The following is a 26,443-nucleotide window of genomic DNA, read 5'->3' as shown; positions in this document are numbered from 1 at the left end:
TCGACAAGCCCGTTGAAAGGGACTGCCTGTGAGACAGCACAGCACGCTTCCGCGCATGCTCGGCGCCCTGCTCCTCGTCGCCGCCGCCGGCATCTCCTGCGTCGGCGCGTCGTCCGCCGCGGCCGGGAAGGCCCCCGTCGAGCCGGTCACCCGGCCGCTCGGCGCGATCGTCCCCGCGCCCGCCTCGGTGCGCCCCGCCGGCTCCCCGTACACCCTGACCGCCGCCACCCGCATCCGCGTCGACCAGGACGCCGGCGGCGCGGTCGCCGCCGGCGAGTACCTCGCCGGCGTCCTGCGCCCCTCCACCGGCTACCCGCTGCCCGTCACCGACGACACCGGCCGCGGCGGCATCCTGCTCCGGCTCAGCGCCCGCGACACCGCCCTCGGCGACGAGGGCTACCGCCTCCAGTCCGGCCGCGGCGGCGTCACCCTCACCGCCCGCACCCCCACCGGCCTCTTCCGCGCCGTCCAGACGCTGCGCCAGCAGCTGCCCGCCCGGATCGAACGGCGCACCGTCCAGCCCGGCCCCTGGACCGTCGCCGGCGGCACCATCACCGACACGCCCCGGTACGGCTGGCGGGGCGCGATGCTCGACGTCTCCCGCCACTTCTTCACCGTCGACCAGGTGAAGCGGTACGTCGACCAGCTCGCCCTCTACAAGATCAACAAACTGCATCTGCACCTCAGCGACGACCAGGGCTGGCGCATCGCCATCGACTCCTGGCCGCGCCTGGCCACGTACGGCGGCTCCACGCAGGTCGGCGGCGGGCCGGGCGGGTACTACACCAAGGACGACTACAAGGCGATCGTCGCGTACGCGACCTCCCGGCACATGGAGGTCGTCCCCGAGATCGACCTGCCCGGCCACACCAACGCGGCCCTCGCCTCGTACGCCGAACTGAACTGCGACGGCGTCGCCCCGCCGCTCTACACCGGCACCAACGTCGGCTTCAGCTCGCTGTGCGTGCCGAAGGAGGTGACGTACGACTTCGTCGACGACGTCATCCGCGAGCTCGCCGCGCTGACGCCCGGGAAGTACCTCCACATCGGCGGCGACGAGGCCCACTCCACCAGCCACGCCGACTATGTGGCCTTCATGGCGCGGGTCCAGCCGGTCGTCGCCAAGTACGGCAAGACCGTCGTCGGCTGGCACCAGATCACCGGCGCGACCCCGGCGCCGGGCGCCCTCGCCCAGTACTGGGGCCTGGACGGCACGAGCGCGGCCGAGAAGGAACAGGTGGCGGCGGCGGCCCGGGCAGGCACGGGCCTGATCCTCTCCCCCGCCGACCGCATCTACCTGGACATGAAGTACGACCGCAACACGAAACTCGGCCTCTCCTGGGCCGGTTACGTCGAGGTCCAGCGCGCGTACGACTGGAACCCGGCCGCGTACCTCCCCGGCGCCCCCGCCGGCGCGATCCGCGGCGTCGAGGCCCCCCTGTGGACCGAGACGATCTCCGAGAACGCCCACATCGACCAGATGGCCTTCCCCCGCCTCCCCGGCGTGGCCGAACTGGGCTGGTCCCCGGCGGCGGCGCACGACTGGCCCTCGTACAAGCTCCGCCTGGCAGCCCAGGGCCCGAGACTGACCGCCCTCGGCATCGACTACTACCGCTCACCCCAGGTCCCCTGGGAGACGGAGCGGTAACCGGGCGGCCCGGCCGTGTCCGGAGTCAGCGCAGGGCCTCGATGGCCTTCAGGACCAGCGCCCGCGCGTCAGCTCCGTACACGGCCATGGCGCGCAGCTGCTCGAAGGCACGCAAGTACAGGCGGACCTCGGAGGGCGTGGTGATCCTCACCCGGGCCGATACAAGCTCCACTGAGACGAGGCGGTCGTCGTAGACGTGGAAGGTCTCGCGTGGCCACTGCGGGCGCTGCGGTACGTCCATGGGGATGATGCCGAGTGACACCTGCGACATCGCGCCGGCAGTGAGCAGGTGGCCGAGCTGGGCAGCCATCGCCTCCGAGTCGCATACCTGGTGGCGCAGCGCCGTCTCTTCCACCACGAAGACGAAGCGGTGTCCCGGTTCGTGGACGACGGCGCTGCGGGCGACGCGGGCGCGTGCAGCCTCGGCGCTGTCGTCCCGAGGCAGCTCCCGGAAGTCCGCGCTGATGCTCAGCACGCCGCCGGCGTACCCCTCGGTCTGGAGCAGTCCGGGTACCAGGGAAGAGGAGTAGACGCGGAACAACTCGGTCTCGCGGAAGAACGAGACGGAGCTGTCCTGAAGTTGCTTGAGGCCGTGGCGGACCTGTGTGCGCCACTCCGTGTACATGGACTCCGCATGCAGCGACTGTGCGACCAGGTCGTCGGCCAGGTCCGCGACGTCACACGCCCGGCACCAACGGCGGATGTCTGTCGCGGTGGGGGCAGTGCGGGCGTTCTCGATGCGGGACGTCTTCGAGTGGTGCCAGTCGCACCGGTCGGCCAGCTCGGTGACCGTGAGCCCGACACCCTTGCGTATATCCCGCAGACGCGCGGCGACGACCTTGCGTGCGGCCTGTGCCGAGGTGGACGGAGATATGGGCATGAGCCGGCCTGTCAGATGCGTGCGGGTCAGTGGATCTCGTACTGCTCGTGCGGAGTGGCCCGAGCCCACACCGCTTCGAATGCCTGCGCACATAGTTTGGCAGCTGCCGGGTCGTCGGAGAGTTCAGGGCCTGCCGAATGGCCGTCGCCAGTGAAGTGGTTCCAGCGGATGAGGCGGCCGTCGAACAACCAGAAGTCATTGCCCGGCAGGGCGAGATCCGACGCCTGCCGGCGCGGAAGCCACCGCACCTCTTCGCCTGCGGAGATGTTGGTGAACGTGCCGGAGTGTTCGAAGCGGATGTAGTCGGTGACGGGCTCGGACACGATCCGGGCCCGACGGACGACGACACCTCGCGCGACGGTCTCCTGGATCAGATCCAGCCACGGCCGCCACCAGGAAGCCTCGTCGGCCGGATCGAGGTGGAGTCCCTTCCGCCATGCCTCGAACCGTTCCCGCTCGTTGTCCACCGCGTAGACATCACGCATCTCCAGGTGCACGGCTGATTCCGAGCAGCCGGCGAGGAGTTCAGCGAACATCGGCACGCTCCACCTCGTCGCACGCCTTCCTGATCACCGACACCATCCGCGCGGGAATCCTGATCACCGCCTCATGGTCCGGGATGCCCTTGGCGTGACCGGGGAGATCGAACGCAGCGCACTCCGCCTCGAGTTCCGGGCCCGGCTTCCATCCCTGAAGCACGAGTTCCTTCTGTTCGTGGTCGACCCACACGGTGGGACTCTCGTCGTCACCCGTGCTCGGGTCGATCCCGATGAACTGTAGGGACATGGCCGCCTCCATCCGCAGTTGTGCAGGGTTATGCACAACAGTGATCCTGCCGGGCATCTGGGTCAAGGGTGCATCTTCGACCAACGCCCAGGGAATCGAGGGTTGGTGCACAGATCTGCACAACGCTGGTGGTGCCGCACATCGCACTCCTAGCCTCGGCAGAGATGACAGAACCCCGGCGAGGCTGGAACTCCCGGGGTGTGGCCGAGGACGTGATGGAGCGCCGACATGAGAATCGCCACCGCCCTTCCGCCCAGGACGCCGGAGTGCCGTTTGGACGCCCACGGTTGGTGCCGTCCCGGCCCGGTCACGACGTCACATGGCGACGTCGTCTTCACCGTCAAGTGCGGCTGTACGTGCCACAGGAGCAACGGCCGGGGCGGCCTGCCGTCGGGCGTGCCGTGAGCGCGTGGCGGTGGCCGGACGTATACGTCGTTGCGGGGCTTGCTCGCCGAGTGCATAGCTAAGGAGCAGCATGAGCGTCGTCGGAACCATCAGCAACGGGTGCGGCATCAAGGCGTACCAGAACCTCAACGCGCCCGGACTGGACTGGCTCAAGTCCAGTCGGACGGATCTCGATCCGATTCTGAAGGACTGCGTGATCGTGGCCGAAGCGCCCGACGCGGAGGGTCATCCGCATGACGGGATCCCGGACGGGACGCGGATGGTCGCGTTGTCCGATGACAAGGACCCGGCTGCCCCGGTTCTTTACTTCAGTCGGGCGGAGTTCACGAAGTTCCTGGATGGAGTCGTCGACGGAGAGTTCGACCACCTGCGCGCGACCGGTGCGGAGATGGAGCGGGCCGGCGTGACCGCGGTTCCGTGAACGCGGCCGAGGTCGGCAGGGCGTTCGCGCGCGTGCAGCAGCGGCTCGGCCGGACGCCGTGCCGTGAGTGCCGGGGCACCGACACCGTCGCCGTCGTCTACGAAGGGGCTGTGATCGTGTCGTGCGAGGGCTGCGGCGGGGCCACCCGCAGGGGCCTGCTTGCCGCGCGCGATGAGCAGCGCGGGCCCGCCGGAGGACCGTAAACTCCGGCGGGCCCGCGCTGGGTCGGGTCAGGCGAAACGCGCGATGGGGTTCGCCAGGTCGCCGACGAGCTGGAGGGCGCCGGACGGGTCCGCCAGGTCGACCATCTGCTTGTTGTTGCGGAGCTGGAGGCGGTTCAGGGCGGAGAGGGCGAAGGTCTCGGTGAACATGTCGTACTGGGCGAACTTGTCCGCCAGTTCCGGGGCCGACGACTGGTAGGCGTGGACGCAGGACGCCACCGTCTGCCAGAACGCGTCCTCGTCCAGGACCTCCTCCGCCGCCAGCGTCGCCGCCAGGAAGCGGAAGAAGCAGTCGAAGACGTCGGTGAAGACCGACAGGAGCTTCATGTCCTCCGGGACCTCCGCCCGGATGCGTTCCACCGCCGGCGGGAGGACCGCGTTCGGGTCCATGACGCAGATCTCCTCGGCGATGTCCTTGAACACCGCCCGGACCACCGCCCCGCTCTCGTCCAGGACCAGGATCACGTTCTCGCCGTGCGGCATGTAGACCAGGTCGTAGGCGTAGAAGCTGTGCAGGACCGGCAGCAGGTACGCGTCCAGGTAGCGGGCCAGCCACTCCTTCGGGGGCAGGCCCGACCGGCGGATCAGCGCGGCCGCCAGCGACTTGCCCGCGTGGTCCACGTGGAGCAGGGAGGCCATCGTCGCCAGGCGCTCGCCCGGCTGGAGTTGCGTGACCGGGCTTTCGCGCCACAGCGCCGCCAGCATCTTGCGGTACGGGGAGTAGCGGTCCGTCGCGGCCTCGTATTCCAGGTGGCGGTAGCCGACCGCCGCCCGCTCGCGGATGATCGAGAAGCGGGCCTCCTTCAGGACCGGGTCCGCCTCGATCAGGCCGGCCAGCCAGTCGTTGATCGCCGGGGTCGCCTCCATGTACGCGGCGGAAAGGCCGCGCATGAAGCCCATGTTGAGGACGGACAGGGCCGTCTTCACGTAGTGCCGGGAGGGGTGCGACGTGTTGAAGAACGTGCGGATCGACTGCTGGGCCAGGTATTCGTCGTCGCCTTCGCCCAGGTAGACCAGGCGTTCCTGAGCCACCTCCGCCGCGAACGTGACGGACAGCTTGTTCCACCACTGCCAGGGGTGCGCCGGCATCAGGAGGTAGTCGGCCAGGTCCAGGCCGCGCGACGCGAGCGTCTCGGCGAAGCCGTCGACCGCCTTGTCGCCGAGTTCGGCGCGGATGAACTCCTCGTAGTCCAGCCCCGCGCCCGCCGTGAACGTCGCGCGGTCGCGCCGCGCGGCCAGCCAGATCAGGTGGATCGGCGAGGCGGCCTCGGGGGCGTACGCGCGGAACTCGTCCACGCCGAAGCCGAGCCGGCCGTTGTTGGCGACGAAGCAGGGGTGGCCCTCGGTCATCCCCGTCTCGATCGCCTGGAAGTCCGCTTCCGCCAGGTCGGCGGCCGACGTCTGCGGCTTGGTCGACTTGTACGCCGTGCCGGCCAGCGTGGACGTGATCTCTTCCAGGTACACCGGGAGGATCTCGTCCGTCAGGGCCAGCGCCTGCCGCAGTTCGGTGATGAACTCCAGGGCGTCGAGGGGGAGTTCCGTGCCGTTTCGGGTTCGGGTGATCGACTCCGCGTCGATCTGCCAGTGGTCCAGGGCGTAGCGGTCCGCGGTGAAGCGGTACTCCGTCCTGCCGTCGTCGGACAGCACCCGGTACGTGCCGTCGCCCAGGTCCTCCGGCGTCAGCAGCCGCTCGTGGGCGAACTCGGCCAGGCCCTTGCGGATCAGCGCGCGGTTGGCGTCGGCCCAGCGTTCGGGGGTGAGGTGTGCCACGGGGTTCATGCGGAGACCCCCACGGCCGCCTCGAACTGCGCTCGCGTGCAGAAGCTCAGCAGCGCCGTCTTCTCCGGCTTCTGGATCTCCCGCTCCGGGACGAAGCCCACGGCCTCGTTCAGCGCGTGCACGGCCGTGTTGCGGACGTCGGGTTCGACGACCACGCGGGCCGTCGCCGGGTCGGCGAACAGTTCCCGCATCACCGCGGTGATCACCATGCGCGTGAAGCCGCGGACGGGAGTGTCGCTCGGCGCGACCAGGAAGTGCATGCCCACGTCCCCCGCCTCCGGCTCGTACAGCCCGACCAGCTCGGCCTTCGCCGGGTCGTACCGCTCCATCAGGAACGCCGGCTCCCCGTCGACCAGGCCGATGAACGCGTCGTGGTGCGGGTTCGCGGCGATCGCCATGTACTCCCGCTCGACGTCCTGCAGCTGTGCGTCCTGCATCATCCAGAACGCCGCCTTGGGGTGCGTCACCCACGGGTGGATCAGTTCGGCGTCCTCGGTCGGGTCGAGGGGACGGATGTGTACGGCGGTCATATGGCGAACTCCTGGAACGCGATGGACTTCTCGACGGGGTAGTGCTCGCGGCCCAGCAGCTCGCGGACCAGGTAGGCGTTGCGGTAGGCGCCCATGCCCAGGTCGGGGGAGGTGATGGAGTGCGTGTGGACGCCGGCGTTCTGGAGGAAGACGGCGCCGCCCGTCGTGTCGACGGAGTAGTTGCGGGCCACGTCGAAGCGGCCCTGGCCGTCCCAGCGGAGGCGGCCCTGGACCGGCTCCAGGAAGGCGGGGACGGAGTACTTGTAGCCGGTGGCGAGGATCAGGCCCTCGGTGTCCAGGGTGAAGTCCTTCTCCTGCTCCTCCTGGCGGAAACCGAGCGTGTACGTGCCCGACGTGGCGTCGTACGCGGCCGTGTGCAGGGCCGCGTTGGTGAGGAGGCGGGTGGGGACCGGGCCGGCCAGGTTCTTCTGGTAGAGGAGGTCGAAGATCTCGTTGATCAGTTCGCCGTCGATGCCCTTGAAGAGGCTCTTCTGCTCCGTCTCCAGGCGGTAGCGGGTCCGCTCGGGCAGGGCGTGGAAGTAGTCCACGTACTCCGGAGAGGTCATCTCCAGGGTGAGCTTGGTGTATTCGAGGGGGAAGAAGCGGGGGGAGCGGGTCACCCAGTTCAGCTTGTAGCCGTGGACGTCGATCTCGCTCAGGAGGTCGAGGTAGATCTCGGCGGCGCTCTGGCCGCTGCCGACCAGGGTGATCGACTTCTTCTTCTGCAGCTCCTGCTTGTTCGGGAGGTAGCGGGAGTTGTGGATCGCGTCGCCGCCGAGGTCCCGGCAGGACTCGGGGACGTACGGCGGCGTGCCGGTGCCGAGGACGAGGCGGGCCGCGCGGAACGTTTCTCCGGTGTCCGTGGCGACGACGTACTGGCCGGCCGTCTCGTCGTACGTCACCTGCGTCACGGTCGTCGAGAAGCGGATGCTGCTCAGCTTGCCGGCGGCCCAGCGGCAGTAGTCGTTGTACTCGGTGCGCAGCGGGTAGAAGTTCTCGCGGATGTAGAACGAGTACAGCCGGCCCTTCTCCTTCAGGTAGTTGAGGAAGGAGTACGGCGACGTGGGGTCGGCGAGGGTGACCAGGTCCGACATGAACGGGGTCTGGAGGTGCGCGCCCTCCAGGAACATCCCCGAGTGCCACTCGAAGTCCGGCTTGGATTCCAGGAAGACGCCGTTCAGCTCGTCCAGGGGCTCGGTCAGGCAGGCGAGGCCGAGGTTGAAGGGGCCGAGCCCGATGCCGATGAAATCAAGAGGCTGCGTGGACAAGGGTCTCTCCCAGGTACTGCTCGGCGTGGCCGGCGATCAGATCAAGGACGGCGGCGATGTCGGACACCGTCGTCTCGGGGTTGAGCAGGGTGAACTTCAGGTACTGGCGGCCGTCGACCTTCGTCCCGGCGACCACGGCCTCGCCGGAGGCGAACAGGGCCTTGCGGGCGTAGAGGTTGGCGCGGTCGATCTCGGCGGGCGAGGTGACGGACGCGGGGATGTAGCGGTAGACGAGCGTGGAGAGCTGGGGGGCGACGACCACGTCGTAGCGCGGGTCGGCGGCGAGCAGGGCGTGGCCGGCCTCGGCGAGGTCGCAGACCTCGTCGAAGAGCTCGCCGACGCCGTCGGCGCCCATCACGCGCAGGGTCATCCACAGTTTGAGGGCGTCGAAGCGGCGGGTGGTCTGGAGCGACTTGTCCACCTGGTTGGGGATCTGCTCGGCGATGGTCCGGCGCGGGTTGAGGTAGTCCGCGTGGTAGGTGGCGTGCCGCAGGGTGGCGCCGTGGCGGACCAGCAGGGCGGAGGAGCTGACCGGCTGGAAGAAGGACTTGTGGTAGTCCACGGTGACCGAGTCGGCGAGCTCGATGCCGTCGAGGAGGTGGCGGCGGGTGCGCGAGGCGAGCAGCCCGCAGCCGTAGGCGGCGTCGACGTGCATCCAGGCGCCGTACTCGGCGGCCAGCGCGGCGATCTCGGGCAGCGGGTCGATGGAGCCGAAGTCGGTGGTGCCGGCGGTGGCGACGATGGCCATGGGGATCAGGCCCTCGGCGCGGCAGGTCTCCAGCTCGGCGGCGAGGACCACGGACTGCAGGCGCTTCTCGCGGTCGACGGGGATCGGGATGACGGCCTCGCGGCCGAGGCCGAGCAGCTGGGCGGACTTCTGGACGCTGAAGTGGCTGCACTCGGAGGAGAAGATCCGCAGTCTCGACAGGTCCTGCGTGCCGGCCTCCTCGCGGGCGAGGAGCAGCGCCTGGAGGTTGGACTGGGTGCCGCCGGAGGTGAACACGCCGTCGGCGGAGGGGCCGAGGCCGATGCGGCCGGTGGTCCAGTCGATGAGCTTGCGCTCGATGAGGGTGGCGCCGGCGCTCTGGTCCCAGGTGTCGAGGCTGGAGTTGACCGCGGAGAGCACCGCTTCGCCGAGCACCGCCGGGATGACGACCGGGCAGTTGAGGTGGCCCAGGTAGCGGGGGTGGTGGAAGTAGACCGCGTCGCGGAGGTAGACGTCCTGGAGCTCGTCCAGTGCGGCGGAGGTGTTCCCGAGCGGCCGGTCGAGGTCGACGGCGTCGACGACGGGGGCGAGCTCCTGGGGCGTGATGCCGGTGAACGGACGTCGCGTGGCGGCGAGTCGGTCCGCCACCCGCTCGACTCCTTCGGTGACGGAGCGACGGTAGCGGTCCGCCGTCGCGTCGTTGAGCAGGTGCGAGCGCATGGGGATGGGTCCTCCGGACGTGGCGAGGGGGCGAGGGGGGCTGCGTGAAGTGAGGTTAGCCTAACCTAACTTCACCTCGCAACGACCCCTCGCCCCCTCGGGACGTGATGGGTTGTCCGGCTCGGACAGCGCTCTACGCGGCCGATTCCTGGGTCTCGTCCGGTTCCTGGGTCTCGTCCGGGACCTCGCGCAGGGCGTCCTCGGACAGGCCCTTGCGCCAGTAGCCGACGAAGGTGACCCGGCGCCGGTCGATTCCGCGCTCGCGCACGAAGTGCCGGCGCAGCGCCTTGATCGCGCCGGACTCGCCGGCGATCCACACGTACGGCTCCGCGCCCGGCAGTTCGGCGGCGGCGACCGCCTCGACGGCGGACGGCGCGCCCTCCTCCCGTACGAGCCAGGTGACGGTGGCATCGGCCTGCGTCGCCAGCTCCGTACGGTCGCCGGAGTACGGCACGTCGAGGAACACATGGGCGCGGGTCTCGGCCGGCAGCCACTCCAGGATCGCGGAGGCGGCCGGCAGGGCCGTCTCGTCCGCCCAGATCAGTACGGAGTCGGCGTCGTCGGGGAGCTGGAAGCGGACCCCGGTGTTCTGCGCGACGGCCGGGCCGAGCACGACCACCCGGTCGCCGGGCTTCGCCTGCTGGGCCCAGCGGCAGGCGGGGCCGCCGTCCTCGTGGACGGCGAAGTCGATGTCGACCTCGGGCGCCGGGGCGGTGCGCTGCTCGCGGACGGTGTACGAGCGCATCACGGCGCGCACGTCGTCGGGCATCGCGCGCCAGGCGCCCAGGATCGCGTACATGTCCGGGTCGTCGAGCGGCGGCAGCACGGGGGCGTCCTGGCCGGGGTGCGGCAGGAACAGGGAGAGCGACTGGTCGCGTCCCCCGGAGGCGAAGTTCTTCAGGTCGTCTCCGGTGAAGGTGACCCGGACCAGGGACGGGCCGAGCCGCCTCGTCCGGTCGACCTGGAGGGAGAAGAACTGGAACGGGGCGGTCTCGGCTGTCGTCATGGGGGTCAGGCCACCTTCTTCGCGTTCTCGAGCGCCTTGGCCAGGTCCTCCAGGAGCGGGGCGCACTTGGCGTACGAGTAGACGGGCTCGGTCACCCGCGGGATGACCTGGCCGGCCTTGACGGCGGGCAGCGCGGCCCAGGTCGGCTTGGCCTTCAGGGCCTCCGGCTGCAGGGCCGAGGTGCGGTTGTCGAGCATGATGATGTCGGCCGCGTACTTGTCGACGTTCTCCCAGCTCAGGCCCTCGAACCAGCCGGCCGGGTCGAGCTTGGTCGGGACGACCAGGTTCACGCCCAGCTCCTTGAAGTAGAGCGTGTCGGTCGGGCGGACCGGGGTGGAGACGTAGAAGAGGTCGGGGGAGCCGGAGCCGATGAGGACCTTGATGTCCTTCTTGCCCTTGGCGGCCTTGCGGACGCGCTCGGCGGCGGCCTCGAAGCGGGCCTTGTCGTCCAGGATCTGCTTGGTCTTCACGTCCGCGCCGAGCGAGGCGGCGAGGTCGGCGTGACGCTGCAGCACCTCCGGCATGGACTTGTCGGCGGCCCACAGCGCGACGGACGGGGCGATCTTGAGGATCTTGTCCTTCTGCTCGGCCGGGACGTACCAGAGGTCGTTCTTCTCCCACATGTCGGTGATGAGGACCTCGGGCTCGAGCTTGAGGTACTCCTCGATCTTGAACTCGCCCCAGACGTTGCCGATGACCTTGACCTTGGTGATGTCGAGGTCGCCGGCCTGGACGTCCGGCTTCTTCTCCTTGGTCTTCGGGTCCTCGACGTACGTCGGGCCGAAGACGCCCTTGACCTCGATGCCGAAGTCCTTGAGGGCGGCGGCGGTGCCGGTGAAGGCGACGATGTTCTTCGGGACGGACTTGGTCTTCACGACCTGGCCGCGGTCGTCCTTGAACTCCCAGGAGCCGGACTTCTCCGACGTCTTGGCGGTGTCCTTCTTCTCGGTGCCGCAGGCCGCGAGCGCGGCGCCCAGCCCGAGTGCGCCGCCTGCGGCGAGCAGGCCGCGACGGGTGAGGTGGGTGGCTCGGGCGTTGCTGGGCATGGCGGATCCGCTCTCGTGCGTGCCGGGGGCCGGCCTGGTCGAAGTCGAGGGTAGGTTAGCCTAACCTCAGTGCGACTTGTCCAGGGGGTCGGGGATCCGGAGCGGAACGGTGGGGCGGAGCACCGCGCAGCACGGGGGTGAAGAAGCGCGGTGCTCCGCCCCATCTGGTGAGGGCGTGCAGGCCGTGGCGCGCCCACGTTCTCAGCGTGACGCACGGGGCTCGAGTGCTGCTGACGGTTCGTCGGAGCCTCGCTCCAGCCGCCTTCGAGGACGCTTCTCTAGCTTCGCTGCACCGAAACGGCGAAGGGAGACCCTCGTGGGACGTTCCAGGAAGTGGCTGCGCCGGCTCTGGCGCGACGCGGAGGTGGGGCTGGCCGCGCTGGGGCAGGGCTTCGGGCTCTACACCGTCCCGGAGTGCTACGGCTACGCCGCCGTGCCCGCCGCCGCCGAGCCGCTCCCGGAGAGGATGACGCCGCAGGAGGCCGTGCTCTGGGCCCAGTTGGCGGACGTGTGGCTCGACGCGGAGCCGGAACTTAAGGCGATGCGATCACGACCGCCGAGGCCACGTCCGCGTCATGAGTGAGCGACAGATGCCATGATCCGATGCCGAGTTGGGCGGCCACCACGGCGACACTGCCCCGTACGTGCAGGGCGGGGCGGCCGCCCGGCCCGGTGCGCACCTCGACGTCGTGCCAGCGCAGCCCGCCCGGCGCGCCCAGGCACTTCGCGACGGCCTCCTTGGCGGCGAACCGCGCCGCCAGGGAGGCCGTCGCGCGTCGCGCGCCGGACGGCCCGACGAGCTCCGCGGGGGTGAACAGCCGGTCGGCGAGACCGGGGTTGCGCTCCAGGGCGATCCCGAACCGGGTGATCGCCGCCACGTCGATCCCGACCCCGGCGATGGGCGGGGCCCCGGCGGGCGCCGGGGCGGTGGCGGCCGGCGACCCCAGCACCCGCCCCAGCCGCCGCCCGAGCCCCGCCAGCATCCCGCCGCTCCGTATCCCGCTCCGTCTGCTCTCGTCGCTCCGCATGGCCCGCAGGCTGACATCCCCGACTCGACGACGACTCGAAGGGACGTGCGGGGCGGGCGGGGCGGGCCTCACGTCCGGGACGGGGCCGATTCCGCGCCGCCGTCCCCGGACCTCGCGCCCGCTTCACCTGGTTTGCCCGGGCCGGCGCCCGGGCCTCTGGGTTCCAGTTTTTCGTTCTTCAGCATCAGGGACAGGATCAGGCCGATGACGAGGACCGGGACGGCCGAGAGGAAGACCGTGCCGAGGGCGTTGCCGTAGGCCTCGGCCACCTGGGAGACCGTCTGTGCCGGGAGGCCGGAGGTCTTCGACGGGTCCCATGTGCCGGCGGTCACCGATCGCGCCGTGTCGGCCGGGAGGAGGCGGGTCGCCTCGGTGGCCAGGCGGGCGTTGAGGAGGGAGCCGAAGACCGTGGCGCCGAAGGCGGTGCCGAGGTTGCGGGCCAGGCCGACGGTGGAGGTGCTGACGCCCATGTGCTCGCGCGGCGCGGTGCTCTGCGCGACCAGGGTGGTGACCTGCGAGGAGAGGCCCACGCCCACGCCCATGACGGCCAGGAGCAGGGCCACCGTCGCCGCGTCCATGGTCGCCGGGTCCAGCGACATCAGCAGCGCCGCGACCGCGGCCAGCGCCGTGCTCGCCACCGGGAACCACTTGTAGCGGCCGGTCCTGCCGATGATCTGGCCCGCCACCACCGTCGCCACGGCCATGCCGATCATCGCCGGCAGGAACAGCAGGCCCGTCTGCGAGGCGCTGGCCCCGGTCACCGTCTGCAGGAACAGCGGCACGAAGTTGACGCAGCCGAAGAAGGCGAAGCTCACCGCGAAGGCGACCGTCACGCAGATGGTGAACGTGCGGTTGCCGAAGAGCGCGAGGGGGACGATCGGTTCCGGGGCCTTACGCTCGCGCAGGACCCAGGCGATGGCCAGCACCACCGCCGCCGCGCCCAGGCCCAGGACCAGCGGGTCGCTCCAGCCCTCGCGTCCGGCGAAGTCCGTCGCGAGGACGAGGGCTGCGATGAGCAGGGTGAGCAGCGCCGTGCCCGGGTAGTCGACGCGCGGCCGGGCCGCCGCGCGCGGGCCGGCGGGCAGCAGCAACCGGATGCCGGCGAGGGCGAGCAGGCCGAGCGGGATGTTCACGTAGAAGATCCAGCGCCAGCCGAACTGGTCGGTGAGCACACCGCCGGCCAGCGGCCCCGCCAGGTTGGCCAGCACCATGACGCCTGCGAAGAAGCCCTGGTACTTGGCGCGCTGCCGCGGCGCCATCAGGTCGCCGAGCACCGCGAACGCGCTGACCTGGAGCCCGCCGCCGCCGAGTCCCTGCAGGGCGCGGTAGGCGATCAGCTCGCCCATGGAGTCGGCGGCGCCGCAGGCCGCGGAACCCACCAGGAAGATGACGACCGCGGACATGTACACCGTCCGGCGGCCGAACAGATCGCCGAGTTTGCCGTAGATCGGCATGGCCACGCTGAAGGTGAGCATGTACGCGGTGAAGGTCCAGCTGTACAGCTCGAGGGCGCCCAGCTCGGCGGTCAGACGGGGGCCCGCGGTCGCGACGATCGACTGGTCGAGCATCGACATCGCGCTGGTCAGCAGCAGCGCGGCGAGGAGCAGGGGGAACCGTGGCGGCAGGGGGCGCTCGGGTGCGGCTCCGGGGGCCCGTCCCTGGGGGCGGCCCGGGCTGGGTCCGGTCATCGTCGTTCCTCCATAGGTTAAGGCGCATGTAGGTTTGTTCATCAATTACATGCTTTCCTCATATGAATGCCCTGTGTAGCGTAACCTCGAAACCCGGCTCCATCCGTGAGGTTTCGCAGGCTTCCTGGTGAGCGGCTTCTTCTCGGCTCTTGTCGAGTGCAGCTCAAGCGGAAGTCAAGTGATCCACCTCACGCTCACGAAGTGCATCAGGCCGTAGGAGATGCAAGCCACGGGAGGGGCAGTGCTGCAGATCGGGTTACTGGGAACCCTGCAAGTCGTGCACGACGGCGTGAATGTCACGCCCTCCGCTCCAAAGGTCCGACAAGTCCTCGCCCTGCTGGCGCTCCGCGCCAACAGCACCGTTCCACTGCACCAGCTCGTGGAGGAGCTCTGGGAGGAAAGACCACCGTCCAGCGCGGCCACGACGCTCCAGACGTACATCTACCAACTGCGCAAGCTGCCCGGCCTCAGCCTGGAGACGACCCCCGGCGGCTACCGGCTGTCGGTGCCCCAGGGGTCCCTGGACAGCAGGCGCTTCACCGAGCTCGCCGACCTCGGGCGCAAGGCCATGGAGGAGGGCGGGGTCACCGAGGCCGCCGACCTGCTCCACCGGGCCCTCGCCGTCTGGCGGGGGCCCGCTCTCAGTGACCTCACCCCCGGCCCCGTCGTGGGGATCGACGCACTGCGGCTCGCGGAGCAGCGGTACGAGGTCCTGGAGGAGCGCATCGACGCCGACCTCCTGCTCGGCCGGCACCACCGGCTGATCAGCGAGCTGACCGCGCTCGCGGCGGACAACCCCACCCGGGAGGGGCTGCACGCCAAGCTCATGCTCTCCCTCTACCGCGCGGGCCGGCGGCCGGACGCCCTGGAGGTCTTCCAGAAGATCCGCCGGGTGCTGATCCGGGAGCTGGGCCTGGAGCCCTGCTCGGATCTGCAGTGGCTGCACCAGCAGGTGCTCGCCGGGGACCGGGGGCTCGACCTGCCCGCCGGCCGGCCGATGGTGCACGCCGCGCCGGAGAGCCGCCCCCCGGTGAAGCTCCCGGCCGACGCGCCGCTGATCGGCCGTGACACCGAACTCGCCCGCGTCGGGCGGATGCTGCGGGAGCCCGCCGTCCAGGGCCCCAAGTGCGTCTGCGTCGCCGGCGCGCCCGGTGTCGGCGCCACGTCGTTCACGGTCGCCCTCGCCCACCGGCTCGGCGACGCCTTCCCGGACGGCCGGCTGTACGTCTCGTTCGGCGACCCGGCCGCTCCGCGTCCCGTCGGGGACGTCCTCGGCGAACTGCTCGAAGCCGTCGGGCACGCCCGCTCCGCGCTGCCCGACGGCCGGGCCGATCGGGCCGCGCTGCTGCGCGCCTGGACCGCGGGCCGCCGGGTGCTGATCGTCGCCGACCACGTGGCCGCGGCCCACCAGGTCACCGACCTGCTTCCGGAGGACACCGGCTCCGCCGTCCTCGTCGCCGGCTACCGGCGGTTGTGCGGCGGGCAGTTCGGCGCGCCGGTGGACCTGCTGCCGTTCGGGCCGGAGCAGTCCCTGGAGCTGTTCCTCGCCGCGCTCGGCCGGGAGCGGCTGCTCGGTGAGGGCTCCTCGCGCACCATGCTGGACCTGTTCGGCGGGCTGCCGGGCCCGATGGCGGAGGCCGTGGGCCTGCTGGAGCTGAGACCGCACTGGTCGGTGCGGCAGCTCGTCGACTGGATGAGCCGCGACCGGCCGACCGCCCTCACCGGCCAGCGCCCGCACCCGTTCCACCATGTGCGCCGCCGCTGCGGCGGGCTCGACCCGCGGGTCGGCGACGCCCTGGTCAAACTGGCCTGGGAGGCGGACGACGTCCTGACGGTGGAGCAGACGGCCCGGATCCTGGGCCGGAACGCGGACCTGGCCGAGGAACTCCTGGAGGAACTGGTCGAGTTCTTCCTCCTGGAGGTGGACCTGGTCCGCGACGGCTCCTCCGAGCGGTTCTTCCAGTACCGGATGCCGCCGCTGCTCCGCATGGCCCTGCGCACGGTTCCGGTGGGCGCGCTGGCCTGAGCCGTACCCGCGTGGTGGGGGCGTCCCGGCCGGGGCGCCCCCACCACGCGTACCGCTCACAGGTCCACGCTGCCCCCGTGCTCCACCAGCCAGGTGTTGACCTGCAGCGCCATCTCGATGTTCATGCGGTGCAGCCAGTCCTGCGCGTTCGCCTCGCCCTCCGGGCCGGTGACCGCGCGGGCCTTGTCCAGGTCGAGCAGCGGCCGCACCGGGGAGGCCGGGTCGGCCAGCACCTCGGCGAACTCCGCGTGCAGCGCCTTGGTGTACGTGGCGTCCTGGCTCACCGGGAACGGCGCCTTCGGCCGCTCCAGGACCTGCTCGGGCAGCAGGTCCGCCACCGCGGCCCGCAGCAGGCTCTTCTCCCGGCCGTCGAAGGTCTTCAGCTCCCACGGGATGTCGTAGGCGTACTGCACCAGCCGGTGCTCGCAGAACGGCACCCGGACCTCCAGGCCGGAGATCATGCTGAGCCGGTCGTTGCGCTCCAGGAGCCGGGGCAGCCAGTGCGTCAGGTGCAGATGGCAGATCTCGCGGGCGCGGCGGGCCTCGGGGGACTCGCCGGGCAGCCGGGGGATGTCCGCCATGGCCTGGGAGTAGCGCTCCGCGTAGTACGCGGGCATGTCCAGGCGTGCGGCGAAGGCGGGCGAGAGCAGCCCCTGGCCCAGGCCGTCGCGGGTGCCCGGGTGCCACTGCTCGAAGGCCACCCACGGGAACTGCGCCTCGTCGGCGAGGTCCGGGATGTGCACCCAGCTGTAGCCGCCGAAGATCTCGTCGGCGCTCTCGCCGGTCAGCGCCACCTTGGAGTGCCGGCTCACCCCGGCGAACGCCCGGTACGTGGAGGTGTCCATGTCGCCGAACGGGGCGGGCACGTCCTGCGCGCGCAGCACGCCGCGGCGCGCCGCCGGGTCGATGAGGTCGGCGGTGGTGAGCTCGATCTCCAGGTGGTCCGCGCCGATGTGCTCGGCGACCGCCCGCGCGTACGGCGCGTCGGGGGCGCTGCGCACCAGGTCGGCCTTGAAGTCGTCGCTGTAGCCGCTGTACGTGACGGTGGTGGTGCGGATCCGGTCGCCGCCGGAGGCCCGGCGGGCGCGGGCGGCCAGCGCGGCGACGGCGCTGGAGTCCAGGCCGCCGGAGAGCAGCACGCTCAGCGGCACGTCGGAGACCAGCTCGCGGGCGACGCTGGCCTCGAGCAGCTCGCGCACGGTGCGGATGGTGTCGTCGAGGGAGTCCTCGTGCGGCCGGGCCTCAAGCCGGAAGTACCGGCGCAGGGACACCCGTCCGTCCGGGCCGTACGTCAGGGTGTGGCCGGGCGGCAGGTCGCGGACGTCGCGGTACACGCTCTCGCCCGGCGCCCGGGCCATCGAGAACAGCACCCGCAGCCCGTCGAGGTCCACGGCCGGCGTCACCGCCGGGTGGGCCAGCAGCGTCTTGGGCTCGGAGCCGAACACCAGACCGTGGGCGGTGGGCGCGTAGTACAGGGGCTTGATGCCGAAGCGGTCGCGGGCGAGGAACAGGCTGCGCCGGCGCGGATCCCACACCGCGAGCGCGAACATGCCCTCAAGGCGCTCCACGCACCGCTCGCCCCACTCCAGGTACGCGTGGAGCACGACCTCGGTGTCGCTGCGGGTGCGGAACCGGTGGCCGAGACCGGCCAGTTCCGCCCGCAGCTGCGGGAAGTTGTAGACCTCGCCGTTGTACGTGAGGACCGCGGCGGACTCCGCGTCCTCCGGGGCCCCCGCGGGCGCGGCGGCCATGGGCTGCGCGCCGCCGGCCACGTCGATGACGGCGAGCCGGGTGTGGATCAGCGTCACGTACGGGTCCGTCCACACGCCCCGCCCGTCCGGCCCCCGGCAGGCCATGGTCCCCGCCATGCCCTCCGCGAGCCCGGGGTCCTCCGTGACCGGCCCGCCCTCGCGGCGGACCCAGCCTGCGATGCCGCACATGCGGTTCTCCTTCCGTGGCTGTCGGTTGCCCTGGCCGCAAAGATCCCGGGACGCGCTCGAAGCGGTGTGGAGCGGCACTCGACACGGAGACCTGACATTCGAGAGATCCTCTCGTTGACCCTCGGTCACCCCCGGGATAGGACTTGAAACAGCACATTCTGACCAACAGGCATATTCATGCATCGGATTGAACCCAGGGGGGAATCAGATGCTGCTCGAACAGGTTTATGACGGCGCGCCGACCATTCAGTCGGGGCGGCACCGGACGACCGTGAACGAATTCACCGACCAGTCGCCCGCGCTGCGCCCCACCGTTCTCCAGGAGGCGGCCGAACGACTGGTGGCGATCGGGAAGTTCGACTCCGACAAGATTCTCGTGGAGGAGGACAAGGGGGCGATCCTCGGCGGAGTGGTCAGCCTCGCGGCGAATCTCCCGCTGGCGGTGGCGCGCTGGTACACCTACGACCTCGGCGGCGGGTCCATCTCGGTGCCGATCGACAGCGAGTACTTCGCCGGAACGCTCTACGTCAACGGGATCGAGCCCGGCGACCGGGTGACCATCGTGGACGACACGATCAGCACCGGCGGCACGCTCATCGCGCTCATCGAGGCCGTGCAGGCCGCGGGCGCCACCGTCTCCGAGGTGCTCGTCGCCGTGGAGAAGCCGGAGAACGGCGGCTGCGAGAAGGTCGCCGACCGGTTCGGCATCGATGTCAGGACCTTGATCAGGGTCGCCGTGGACGGCGAGACCCACAAGGCGTACGTGGTGAGTTGACCGCCCGCCCCGTACCCGGACCGACCACCCGGACCTGACCACCCGTACCGAAGGAGTCCCTGAACGTGTCGACCGACAACGGCGGCCTCAAGCCCACCGAGCTGTACGAACTCACCCGCGTCGCGGAGCCGGGCGCGGCCCGGATCCTCGCCAAGTGCGAGTTCAAGAACCCGACCGGCAGCCACAAGGACCGCGTCTTCTCCTACATGATCGACGAGCTGGAGGCCGAGGGCGCGATCAAGCCGGGCATGACGCTCGTCGAATGCTCCACGGGCAACGGCGGGGCCGCGCTGTCCCGCGTCGGCGCAGAGCGCGGCTACCAGGTCGTCATCATCATGCCCCGGGGCATGACGGCGGAGCGCACGCGGCAGATCGAGGCCCTCGGCGGCACGATCCTGGAGACCGCGGGGGAGGGATTCCTCCTGGAGAGCGAGGACACGGCGCGGGCCTACGTCGAGAAGAATCCCGGCAGTTATTTCCTCGACCAGTCGACGAACGAGCTGAACTGGCGCTCCTGGCGGCTGTGCGGCGAGGAGATCGTCGCCTCGCTGAAGGAAAAGGGAATCACTCCCGACCATTTCATCTGTTCCATCGGCACCGGCGGCACTTTCACCGGAATCGCCGACGTCCTCAAGGACGCGTTCCCCGACGTGGTGACGACCGCCGTGGAAGTCGACCGGTCCGCCGCGCTCTATGCGAAGCGAAAAGGCCTGAAGTTCGAGCACCAGGCGCACAATCTCATGGGCCTCGGTCCCGGGAAGATGCCCGCGAACCTGCGTGAGGAACTCGTCGACGAGGTCGAGATCATCACCGGCGACGACGGCTGGGCCACCATGAAGCGGCTCATCTCCGAGGAGGACCTCTACGTCGGCCCCACCGCCGGCGGAAACGTGTTCGCCGCGCAGCGGCTGGCGCGCCGGCTCGGCCCGGACCAGGTCGTGGTGACCGTGCTGTTCGACTCGGCCTGGAAGTACTTCAGCATCTGGGACGGCAAGTACAGCGACTACGAGACGGGCTCCGCCGCCCCTACGGGACCCGCGGCATGACCGACGCGGCCGAGCGACTCGCCGCGGTCGCGGCGCGGCTGCGGGCCGCCTGCGCACGGGCGGGACGCGCTGAGGACGCCGTCGCGCTGCTCGCGGTGAGCAAGTTCCACGGCCCGGACGCCGTCCTGCCCGTACTGCGCGCGGGCCACCGCCGGTTCGCCGAGAACCGGGTGCAGGAGGCGCAGGCCAAGTGGCCGGCGCTGCGCGAACGGTTCCCCGACGTGGAACTGCACCTGATCGGCTCGCTGCAGAGCAACAAGGCGGCCGAGGCGGTGCGCGCCTTCGACGTGATCCAGAGCGTCGACCGGCCCAAGGTCGCCACCGCCCTCGCCAGGGCGATGGACCGCGAGGGCCGGCGGCCGCGCTGCTTCGTCCAGGTCAACACCGGCGCCGAGGGACAGAAGGGCGGCATCGCCGTCGACGAGCTGGCGGCCTTCGTCAAGGAGTGCCGGGAGACGCTGGGCCTGCCGATGGCCGGGCTCATGTGCATCCCGCCGGTCGCCGCCGATCCGGTACCGCATTTCCGCCTCCTGCGCTCGCTCGCCGCGGACACCGGGCTGCCCACGCTGAGCATGGGCATGAGTTCGGACTTCGAGGCGGCGGCCGCCGAAGGGTCCAGCATGGTCAGGATCGGGTCCGCGGTCTTCGGCCCCCGGCCGCCGGCCGCGCCCCCGGCCTGACCCCCGGCCGGCCCGCCGGCCACCGCACAGCAGAACTCCCGGAAGGGGACGCGTGGTACCGCTCTTCGCCTTCAGCCTCCTGTCGGCGCTCGTCGACGTGTTCGCGGGCGCCCGGCTCCAGCAGGTGGATCCGGGCGCCGTGGCCGCCGTCGCGTTCACTCTTACAGGTGGAGTGTTCTGCACCGCCGCCGTCGTCCGGCTGCGGTGGAAGCCGCTCGTCGCCGTGGCGCGCACCCACGCCCGGGACCTCCTCGTGGTCAACGTGACCACGGCGCTGTCCTGGCTCAGCCTGCTGTACGCGCTGAAGCTGATGGAGCCCGCGGTCGCCAACGTCGTCTCGATCGCCATCGGCCCCGCCTTCACCGTCGTCATGCAGATGCTGTGGTGGCGCAGGGACAAGGTGCTGCCCGGCGAGTTCGTCTCCGCCGTCGGCATCCTCGCCACCCTGATCCTGCTGGTCTGGGCGTCCCTGACGGGCGAGAGCGGCGTCGGCGCACGCGATCTGACGGCGATGTCCCTCGGCGTCGTCGCCGCGGTGGTGTCCGGAGCCGCGACCTCGGGGAACGTGGTGTTCTCCGCCCGGCTCGGCGCGGCCGGGGTCGACGTGCCGACCGTCATGGGCCTGCGCTTCGGCCTGGTCGCGGTCGGCGGCTGGGTCATGGCCGGGTTCGCCGGCTTCGACGCGTTGGGCGAGGCCGTCGTGCCCGGTGTGGTGGTCGCCGTCATCGGGGTGTCGGTGCCCGCCTATCTCGTACAGATCGGGGTGCGCCGGGTGCCGCCGATGACGGCGTCCATGGTGATCTCGCTGGCGCCGGTCCTGACGCTGCTGCTGCAGTTCTTCGACACCCGGCTGGAGTTCTCGACGGTCTCGGCCGTCGGCATCGGCGTCATCACCCTGTTCATCGGCGTGGGCCTCCTCGCGCGGCGCTCCGCGCAGCGGTCGGCGCCTCCTCCCACGGCAGAGAACGAGGACTTCGTCCATGCAGTGCGTGATCATTGACGCGTATTCGACGGGCAGGTACCTGCCGGACGCCCTGCGCCGGCACGGTGTGAGCTGCACCCATGTGCAGAGCTCCCCCGAGGTGCCCGACTTCTTCGCGAAGAGCTTCCCGGCCGAGGCCTTCCCCGCCTCCGAACGGCTCGTATACGACGAGACCGGCCTGGACGGCGCGAACCTCGACGCGCTCGTCACCGAACTGCGCGCCAGGAACCCGGCGTTCGTCGTCGCGGGCTCGGAGAACGGCGTCGACCTCGCCGACACCCTCACCGCCCGCCTCGGCCTGCCCGGCAACACCTTCGACGCCAGGCGGCCGCGGCGCGACAAGTACGAGATGGCGGCGGCCGTCCGCGCCCACGGCCTGCGCGCCCCCGACACGCTGCGCACCGAGGACTTCGACACGGCGCTGTCCTGGGCGAAGGCGTACGACCGCTGGCCGCTCGTCGTCAAACCCGCGGACAGCGCGGGCACGGACAACGTCTACTTCTGCGCGGACACCGTCGAACTGTGCACGGCCTTCGACCGCATCCTGCGCTCGCGCAATCTGATGGGCTTCGTCAACAGGACCGTCGTCCTGCAGGAGTACCTCGCCGGCACCGAGTACTTCGCGAACACCGTCAGCGTCGACGGCCGGCACCACGTCGCCGAGATCTGGCGCTACCACAAGCGCCCCGGCCGCAACGGCTCGGCCATCTACGACTACGAGGAGCCGCTGGCCCCGGACGACCCGGCCGCCCGCCGGATCCACCCCTATGTGCTCTCCGTCCTCGACGCGCTCGGGGTGCGCCAGGGCCCCGCGCACTCCGAGATCATGCTGACCGACCACGGCCCGACGCTCATCGAGAGCGGGGCGCGGCTCGCGGGCTCGATCGTCCCGGAGGTCGTCGACCGGGTCTTCGGCACCAACCACGTGGCGCTGACGGCCCGGGCCCTCGGCGACCCGGCCGGCTTCGCCGCCGAGGCGGGCCCCATGCCCGCGCTGCGGACCAATCTGCGGTACGTGTCGCTGATCTCTCCCGCGGCCGGCCGGCTGACCTCGCTGGACCGCTTCGACCGGGTCCGCGCGCTGGAGTCCTTCGCGGCGCTCAGCCTCGGCGTGGACGTGGGCGACCGCATCGCCCCGACCGTCGACTCGGCCACGTCCCCGGGCGTCTGCTACCTGGTGCACGACGACGCCGAGCAGATCAAGCGGGACTACGAGGCGCTGCGGGTCATGGAGACGGAGGACCTGTACGAGGTGGACTGACCGCGGCGGTGCCTGGTCAGTGACGACGCACGACCGCCCGCTCCCTCGCACGGGGGAGCGGGCGGTCGCGTGTCCGGGTCAGGCCGTCGCCGGGGCGCGGCGGAACGCCGGGACGAGGATGGCGCCGACGGTCAGGTGCAGCAGGACCAGGGTGGCCCGGTTGCCGGCCGTCAGGCCCGCGCCGAAGAGCGGGGCGAACAGGGAGAGCAGCAGGATCGCCACGGCCACGGCGGTCCAGATCGTCCTGGCGCGGCCGGCGGCGAACTTCTCCAGAAGGGCCAGCAGGCCCCAGCCGAGCAGGGAGACCACCGCCGAGCCGATCAGGACGGCGGGGAGGTAGAGCTCGCTGGTGGTGGTGGAGCCCGGGCCGTCCGGGATCCGCAGGTCGATGTCGAGCACGGTGGAGGCGAGCAGCCAGATCAGGCCGTCGACCACCACGGCGGCGACGACGGCGAGGGCGCGGGTGCGTGCGGGGGCGGTACCTGTGGGCGTTGCGGTCATGGCGGGCTCCTTCCGGGGCGGGTCCGGCGGACTCGACGGGGTCGAGCACCGGTCGTAAATGAATGCCTGATTTATATGTGTGACTTCCGCACATGATGTTCTCACGTCAAAGAATGTCTCGTCCAGTCACATGCAGGTAACCTGGAAGCCGTGAGCGCCCCGGACACGATCGAGAACGAGACCCGCCCCGACGACGGGGCCGCCGGCGTCGACCCCGGCGTGCTCGACGCCGTCGAGTCCGCGATGATCCGGATCCGCCGCCGGCAGTCCAGGCGCAGCCTGGCCCGGCCCGTTGTCATGGGCCTCACCGAGCCCGTCGACCTCAACACGCTGGCCGTCGTCGACGCCGTCGACGAGGGCGCCGGCGAGGACGGCCGGGACGTCACCGTCGGCTTCGTCGCCGACCGGCTCGCCATAGACCCCTCCCGGGCCAGCCGCATCGTCGCCGAAGCCGTCCGCTCCGGCTTCGTCCGCCGGGTCGCCTCCCAGGAGGACGGCCGGCGCAGCTGCCTGGAGCTCACCGACATCGGGCGCGAGGCCGTGGCCGCCGCCCATCGCACCCGGCAGGGCTTCTACTCCGTCGTGCTCGGCGACTGGGACGACCAGGAGCAGCGCGACTTCGCGCGGCTGCTCACCAAGTTCGTCCACTCCCTCGACGACGCCGGGCGCCGCTGACCCGCTTCCCACCGGACTTCGAGGCGGCTTCGAGCCGCCCCGGAGACGCTGATCGCGCCAACACCCCGCTACCGACGGCGCATCAGAGCCCCGCAACCGCGGGTGCGCGCGCCTGTCTTGAAGGAGGCGCGAAACGGTGAGTACCACCGACCGGACAGATCAGCGGCCCAAGACCCGACCCGCCCCCGCCGGGGCCAAAGCGTCCGCCCGCCCCCCGGTCCCGGCCGCCCTGCGCTGGGCCTACGCCATGGTGATCGTGGCCACGCTCGCCGCCATCGCCAGCAACGTCTTCGAGATCGCCCACCAGGTGGAGACCGGCGTCGCCGGCGCCGCCACCACCGGCGACCTCGTCCTGACCATCGCCTTCTGCGCACTCTTCGGCTTCTTCGCCGAGATGCTGCGGGCCGGCCGGCAGTGGGGCCGGGTGCTGCTGACCGTCTTCACCGCGCTCGGGCTGCTGTTCACCGGCCTCGGGCTCGCCGGGATCGGCGGCCGGCTCTTCGTCGGCCCGCTGCAGGCCGGCCTCGCCGTGCTCAGCTTCGTCGCCTCCGTCGTCGGCCTCGTCCTGCTGTTCGTGCCGTCCGCGAACGCCTGGATGGCCGAGGTCCGCGACGGCAGCCGGATGGTCGCCCCGCGGCTGCGCAAACTGATGCTCACCTGCCATGTGGCCATCTCCGTGGGCTGGCTCGGACTGATCACCGGCATGCTCGCGATGTCGATCGCCGGCGCCACCACCAGCGACGCCGAGCAGCAGGCCGCCATGTACCGGACCATGTCCATGCTCGACGAGATCTTCCTCGGCATGACCAGCATGTTCGCGCTGATCACCGGGATCGTGGTCGGCGCCGGCACCAAGTGGGGCCTCATGCAGCGCCGTTGGGTCATGGTCAAGTTCTTCACGACCATGGGCGTGATGCTGCTCGGCTTCTCCGTCATCCACCAGCTGATCCTCAAGGCCAACGAACTCGTCGACGCCGGCGCGCCGGTGCGCGGCGGCGAACTCGACACCGTCGGCTGGTCCATGGCCGCCGCCGCGGCCCTCGCCGTGCTCACCCTCGTGTTCATGACGGCCGTCTCCACGTACAAGCCCTGGGGACTCACCCGCCGCGGCCGCCGCGCCGCCCCCGCCGCCCGTACCGCGGCCCGCTGAACCGCCCGCCCGCCCGGGCTCCCCGCCACCCGAGCGCCCCGAAAGGACGACCGGCCACCATGACCACGACCACCCCTGCCATCCGGGACACCCAGGACCTGCGGCACAGCCGCCTCCTGGGCCTCGGCGTGTACCGCCCCGAACGGTCCGTGCCCAACACCGAGATCGCCGAGCGCACCGGACTCGACCCGGCCTGGATCGAGAGCCGCTCGGGCATCCGCTCCCGGCGCTACGCCTCCCCCGAGGAGACCCTGCCGACCATGGCCACCACGGCCGCCGAGAAGGCGCTCGCCGCGGCCGGGATCGGCGCCGACCGGATCAGCACCGTCATCGTCGCCACCATCACCTCCATGGAGCAGATGCCCGCCGTGTCCGTCGAGGTCGCCCACCGCCTCGGCGCCCGGCAGGCCGCCGCCTTCGACATATCGGCCGCCTGCGCCGGCTTCTGCCACGCCGTCGCCCTCGCGGGCGACCTGGTGCGGCTGCGCCGTTCCGAGTACGTGCTCGTCATCGGCGCCGAGCGGATGACCGACATCCTCGACCACGCCGACCGCGACACCGCGTTCCTCTTCGCCGACGGCGCGGGCGCCGTCGTCGTCGGCCCCTCCGAGGAGGCCGGCATCGGCCCGGTCGTCTGGCAGGCCGACGGCTCGCGCAACGCCGCCCTGAAGATGACCGCCCCCTGGCACGACGGCACGGGCGAGCGGCCCGAGGACCGGCCCGCCATCACCATGGCCGGCTGGAAGGTCTACCGCTGGGCCACCAACGAACTCGTCCCCGCCGCACAGCGGATGCTCGACGCGGCCGGCGTCGCCGTCGACCAGCTCGACGCGTTCATCCCGCACCAGGCCAACATACTCATCACCGACGTGGTCGTCGAACAGCTCGGCCTGACCGAACGGACCGCGGTCGCCCGCGACATCGTCACCAGCGGCAACAGCTCCGCCGCCTCCATCCCGCTGGCGATGGACGAACTCCTCGCCTCCGGCAAGGCCTCCAGCGGCGACCTCGCCCTGCTCATCGGCTTCGGCGCCGGCCTCGTCTACGCCGGCCAGGTCGTCCGCCTCCCCTGACCCCCGCCCCACGCACACGACGGGCGCCCGGAGCCTCAAGGCCCGGGCGCCCGCCGTCATCTCGCGTACGCACACGCAGCAGCGCACGTACACACAGAAGCGGGGGGGGGGGGGGGGCCCGCGGGCCGGGCCCGGGGAGGGGACCGGCCCCGCCAGCCCCCCCCGCCCCCCACACACAGCCACCCGCGCGGGGGGGCGGGGT

General features: G+C 71.1%; 25 protein-coding genes. 12 read left to right on the top strand and 13 right to left on the bottom strand.

What is annotated here, in order from left to right; all coding sequences use genetic code 11:
* The first annotated feature begins 55 nt into the window (after positions 1-55).
* On the top strand, positions 56-1,648 hold the full coding sequence (locus ACGFMM_RS21465) for a beta-N-acetylhexosaminidase (protein WP_393648139.1): 1,593 nt from the start codon (positions 56-58) through the stop codon (positions 1,646-1,648).
* 25 nt (positions 1,649-1,673) lie between these two features.
* Here ACGFMM_RS21465 and ACGFMM_RS21460 read toward each other — a convergent pair whose 3' ends face one another.
* Genes ACGFMM_RS21460 through ACGFMM_RS21450 form a run of 3 tightly spaced genes read right to left on the bottom strand, consistent with a single transcriptional unit; the run spans position 1,674 to position 3,314 of the window.
* The gene (locus ACGFMM_RS21460) at positions 1,674-2,528 is read right to left on the bottom strand and encodes a helix-turn-helix domain-containing protein (RefSeq protein ID WP_393647979.1); all 855 of its coding nucleotides are present in this window, start codon (positions 2,526-2,528) and stop codon (positions 1,674-1,676) included.
* A gap of 26 nt (positions 2,529-2,554) precedes the next feature.
* The gene (locus ACGFMM_RS21455; protein WP_393647978.1) at positions 2,555-3,064 is read right to left on the bottom strand and encodes a DUF6879 family protein; all 510 of its coding nucleotides are present in this window, start codon (positions 3,062-3,064) and stop codon (positions 2,555-2,557) included.
* Positions 3,054-3,314: a hypothetical protein gene (locus ACGFMM_RS21450; protein ID WP_393648138.1), complete on the bottom strand. Its 261-nt coding sequence runs from the start codon at positions 3,312-3,314 to the stop codon at positions 3,054-3,056. Before ACGFMM_RS21450 ends, ACGFMM_RS21455 begins: the two co-directional genes overlap by 11 nt.
* A 475-nt stretch (positions 3,315-3,789) precedes the next feature.
* On the opposite strand from ACGFMM_RS21450, the gene ACGFMM_RS21445 reads away from it, so the two are divergent.
* Positions 3,790-4,140 (top strand): DUF397 domain-containing protein, encoded by a 351-nt coding sequence (locus tag ACGFMM_RS21445; protein ID WP_393647977.1) that lies wholly within the window; start codon positions 3,790-3,792, stop codon positions 4,138-4,140.
* A gap of 230 nt (positions 4,141-4,370) precedes the next feature.
* Here the strand turns inward: ACGFMM_RS21445 and ACGFMM_RS21440 are convergent, their stop codons facing one another.
* The 6 genes from ACGFMM_RS21440 to ACGFMM_RS21415 form a co-directional block, all read right to left on the bottom strand.
* Entirely contained in the window at positions 4,371-6,140 is a 1,770-nt protein-coding gene (locus ACGFMM_RS21440) for an IucA/IucC family protein (protein ID WP_393647976.1), read from the bottom strand.
* On the bottom strand, positions 6,137-6,670 hold the full coding sequence (locus tag ACGFMM_RS21435; RefSeq protein ID WP_393647975.1) for a GNAT family N-acetyltransferase: 534 nt from the start codon (positions 6,668-6,670) through the stop codon (positions 6,137-6,139). Before ACGFMM_RS21435 ends, ACGFMM_RS21440 begins: the two co-directional genes overlap by 4 nt.
* Positions 6,667-7,938: a lysine N(6)-hydroxylase/L-ornithine N(5)-oxygenase family protein gene (locus tag ACGFMM_RS21430; RefSeq protein WP_393647974.1), complete on the bottom strand. Its 1,272-nt coding sequence runs from the start codon at positions 7,936-7,938 to the stop codon at positions 6,667-6,669. The genes ACGFMM_RS21435 and ACGFMM_RS21430 overlap by 4 nt, the downstream gene beginning before the upstream one ends.
* Positions 7,919-9,364: a pyridoxal phosphate-dependent decarboxylase family protein gene (locus ACGFMM_RS21425; RefSeq protein WP_393647973.1), complete on the bottom strand. Its 1,446-nt coding sequence runs from the start codon at positions 9,362-9,364 to the stop codon at positions 7,919-7,921. Before ACGFMM_RS21425 ends, ACGFMM_RS21430 begins: the two co-directional genes overlap by 20 nt.
* 133 nt (positions 9,365-9,497) lie before the next feature.
* Entirely contained in the window at positions 9,498-10,370 is an 873-nt protein-coding gene (locus ACGFMM_RS21420; protein WP_393647972.1) for a siderophore-interacting protein, read from the bottom strand.
* A gap of 5 nt (positions 10,371-10,375) precedes the next feature.
* Positions 10,376-11,416, bottom strand: coding sequence for an ABC transporter substrate-binding protein (locus tag ACGFMM_RS21415; RefSeq protein WP_393647971.1), 1,041 nt, complete (start codon positions 11,414-11,416; stop codon positions 10,376-10,378).
* A gap of 316 nt (positions 11,417-11,732) precedes the next feature.
* On the opposite strand from ACGFMM_RS21415, the gene ACGFMM_RS21410 reads away from it, so the two are divergent.
* Positions 11,733-11,999 carry a hypothetical protein gene (locus ACGFMM_RS21410; protein ID WP_393647970.1) on the top strand — a complete coding sequence of 89 codons (267 nt, stop codon included), beginning with the start codon at positions 11,733-11,735 and terminating at the stop codon, positions 11,997-11,999.
* Here ACGFMM_RS21410 and ACGFMM_RS21405 read toward each other — a convergent pair.
* Both ACGFMM_RS21405 and ACGFMM_RS21400 read right to left on the bottom strand, forming a co-directional pair.
* Complete coding sequence (locus ACGFMM_RS21405; RefSeq protein WP_393648137.1) at positions 11,950-12,315, bottom strand: holo-ACP synthase; 366 nt, start codon at positions 12,313-12,315, stop codon at positions 11,950-11,952. The genes ACGFMM_RS21410 and ACGFMM_RS21405 overlap by 50 nt on opposite strands.
* A gap of 197 nt (positions 12,316-12,512) precedes the next feature.
* A complete protein-coding gene (locus ACGFMM_RS21400; RefSeq protein WP_393647969.1) occupies positions 12,513-14,132 on the bottom strand; it encodes an MDR family MFS transporter in 1,620 nt (539 codons plus the stop codon).
* A gap of 277 nt (positions 14,133-14,409) precedes the next feature.
* On the opposite strand from ACGFMM_RS21400, the gene ACGFMM_RS21395 reads away from it, so the two are divergent.
* Positions 14,410-16,158 carry a BTAD domain-containing putative transcriptional regulator gene (locus ACGFMM_RS21395; protein WP_393647968.1) on the top strand — a complete coding sequence of 583 codons (1,749 nt, stop codon included), beginning with the start codon at positions 14,410-14,412 and terminating at the stop codon, positions 16,156-16,158.
* 56 nt (positions 16,159-16,214) lie between these two features.
* Here the strand turns inward: ACGFMM_RS21395 and asnB are convergent, their stop codons facing one another.
* Positions 16,215-18,098, bottom strand: coding sequence for an asparagine synthase (glutamine-hydrolyzing) (asnB, locus tag ACGFMM_RS21390; protein WP_393647967.1), 1,884 nt, complete (start codon positions 18,096-18,098; stop codon positions 16,215-16,217).
* Between the two features lie 271 nt (positions 18,099-18,369).
* On the opposite strand from asnB, the gene ACGFMM_RS21385 reads away from it, so the two are divergent.
* The 5 genes from ACGFMM_RS21385 to ACGFMM_RS21365 all read left to right on the top strand — a co-directional run bounded on the left by ACGFMM_RS21385 (position 18,370) and on the right by ACGFMM_RS21365 (position 22,842).
* Positions 18,370-18,873 (top strand): phosphoribosyltransferase family protein, encoded by a 504-nt coding sequence (locus ACGFMM_RS21385; protein WP_393647966.1) that lies wholly within the window; start codon positions 18,370-18,372, stop codon positions 18,871-18,873.
* Positions 18,874-18,938: 65 nt separating this feature from the next.
* Entirely contained in the window at positions 18,939-19,919 is a 981-nt protein-coding gene (locus tag ACGFMM_RS21380; RefSeq protein ID WP_393647965.1) for a PLP-dependent cysteine synthase family protein, read from the top strand.
* Positions 19,916-20,599 carry a YggS family pyridoxal phosphate-dependent enzyme gene (locus ACGFMM_RS21375; protein ID WP_393647964.1) on the top strand — a complete coding sequence of 228 codons (684 nt, stop codon included), beginning with the start codon at positions 19,916-19,918 and terminating at the stop codon, positions 20,597-20,599. Before ACGFMM_RS21380 ends, ACGFMM_RS21375 begins: the two co-directional genes overlap by 4 nt.
* A gap of 52 nt (positions 20,600-20,651) precedes the next feature.
* On the top strand, positions 20,652-21,599 hold the full coding sequence (locus tag ACGFMM_RS21370; RefSeq protein ID WP_393647963.1) for an EamA family transporter: 948 nt from the start codon (positions 20,652-20,654) through the stop codon (positions 21,597-21,599).
* The gene (locus tag ACGFMM_RS21365; RefSeq protein ID WP_393647962.1) at positions 21,589-22,842 is read left to right on the top strand and encodes an ATP-grasp domain-containing protein; all 1,254 of its coding nucleotides are present in this window, start codon (positions 21,589-21,591) and stop codon (positions 22,840-22,842) included. Before ACGFMM_RS21370 ends, ACGFMM_RS21365 begins: the two co-directional genes overlap by 11 nt.
* 78 nt (positions 22,843-22,920) lie before the next feature.
* Here the strand turns inward: ACGFMM_RS21365 and ACGFMM_RS21360 are convergent, their stop codons facing one another.
* Positions 22,921-23,343, bottom strand: coding sequence for a DUF6069 family protein (locus ACGFMM_RS21360; RefSeq protein ID WP_393647961.1), 423 nt, complete (start codon positions 23,341-23,343; stop codon positions 22,921-22,923).
* 168 nt (positions 23,344-23,511) lie between these two features.
* Here ACGFMM_RS21360 and ACGFMM_RS21355 point away from each other — a divergent pair, with 168 nt between their 5' ends.
* The 3 genes from ACGFMM_RS21355 to ACGFMM_RS21345 all read left to right on the top strand — a co-directional run bounded on the left by ACGFMM_RS21355 (position 23,512) and on the right by ACGFMM_RS21345 (position 26,241).
* Positions 23,512-24,018, top strand: coding sequence for a MarR family winged helix-turn-helix transcriptional regulator (locus ACGFMM_RS21355; RefSeq protein WP_393648136.1), 507 nt, complete (start codon positions 23,512-23,514; stop codon positions 24,016-24,018).
* A 136-nt stretch (positions 24,019-24,154) separates the two neighbouring features.
* The gene (locus tag ACGFMM_RS21350; protein WP_393647960.1) at positions 24,155-25,168 is read left to right on the top strand and encodes a hypothetical protein; all 1,014 of its coding nucleotides are present in this window, start codon (positions 24,155-24,157) and stop codon (positions 25,166-25,168) included.
* A gap of 59 nt (positions 25,169-25,227) precedes the next feature.
* Positions 25,228-26,241 (top strand): beta-ketoacyl-ACP synthase 3, encoded by a 1,014-nt coding sequence (locus tag ACGFMM_RS21345; RefSeq protein WP_393647959.1) that lies wholly within the window; start codon positions 25,228-25,230, stop codon positions 26,239-26,241.
* Positions 26,242-26,443: the final 202 nt, after the last annotated feature.

Source organism: Streptomyces sp. NPDC048604, assembly GCF_043199435.1.
Classification (GTDB): domain Bacteria; phylum Actinomycetota; class Actinomycetes; order Streptomycetales; family Streptomycetaceae; genus Streptomyces.
The sequence above is the reverse complement of the archived record's forward strand: the minus strand, read 5'-3'. Positions and strand labels throughout refer to the sequence as shown.

Bases quoted from the DNA above. Each gene is read 5' to 3' on its own strand.
- ACGFMM_RS21465 (WP_393648139.1), top strand. From the start codon at position 56: ATGCTCGGCGCCCTGCTCCTCGTCGCCGCCGCCGGCATCTCCTGCGTC.
- ACGFMM_RS21460 (WP_393647979.1), bottom strand. From the start codon at position 2,528: ATGCCCATATCTCCGTCCACCTCGGCACAGGCCGCACGCAAGGTCGTC.
- ACGFMM_RS21455 (WP_393647978.1), bottom strand. From the start codon at position 3,064: ATGTTCGCTGAACTCCTCGCCGGCTGCTCGGAATCAGCCGTGCACCTG.
- ACGFMM_RS21450 (WP_393648138.1), bottom strand. From the start codon at position 3,314: ATGTCCCTACAGTTCATCGGGATCGACCCGAGCACGGGTGACGACGAG.
- ACGFMM_RS21445 (WP_393647977.1), top strand. From the start codon at position 3,790: ATGAGCGTCGTCGGAACCATCAGCAACGGGTGCGGCATCAAGGCGTAC.
- ACGFMM_RS21440 (WP_393647976.1), bottom strand. From the start codon at position 6,140: ATGAACCCCGTGGCACACCTCACCCCCGAACGCTGGGCCGACGCCAAC.
- ACGFMM_RS21435 (WP_393647975.1), bottom strand. From the start codon at position 6,670: ATGACCGCCGTACACATCCGTCCCCTCGACCCGACCGAGGACGCCGAA.
- ACGFMM_RS21425 (WP_393647973.1), bottom strand. From the start codon at position 9,364: ATGCGCTCGCACCTGCTCAACGACGCGACGGCGGACCGCTACCGTCGC.
- ACGFMM_RS21420 (WP_393647972.1), bottom strand. From the start codon at position 10,370: ATGACGACAGCCGAGACCGCCCCGTTCCAGTTCTTCTCCCTCCAGGTC.
- ACGFMM_RS21415 (WP_393647971.1), bottom strand. From the start codon at position 11,416: ATGCCCAGCAACGCCCGAGCCACCCACCTCACCCGTCGCGGCCTGCTC.
- ACGFMM_RS21400 (WP_393647969.1), bottom strand. From the start codon at position 14,132: ATGACCGGACCCAGCCCGGGCCGCCCCCAGGGACGGGCCCCCGGAGCC.
- asnB (WP_393647967.1), bottom strand. From the start codon at position 18,098: ATGTGCGGCATCGCAGGCTGGGTCCGCCGCGAGGGCGGGCCGGTCACG.
- ACGFMM_RS21375 (WP_393647964.1), top strand. From the start codon at position 19,916: ATGACCGACGCGGCCGAGCGACTCGCCGCGGTCGCGGCGCGGCTGCGG.
- ACGFMM_RS21360 (WP_393647961.1), bottom strand. From the start codon at position 23,343: ATGACCGCAACGCCCACAGGTACCGCCCCCGCACGCACCCGCGCCCTC.
- ACGFMM_RS21345 (WP_393647959.1), top strand. From the start codon at position 25,228: ATGACCACGACCACCCCTGCCATCCGGGACACCCAGGACCTGCGGCAC.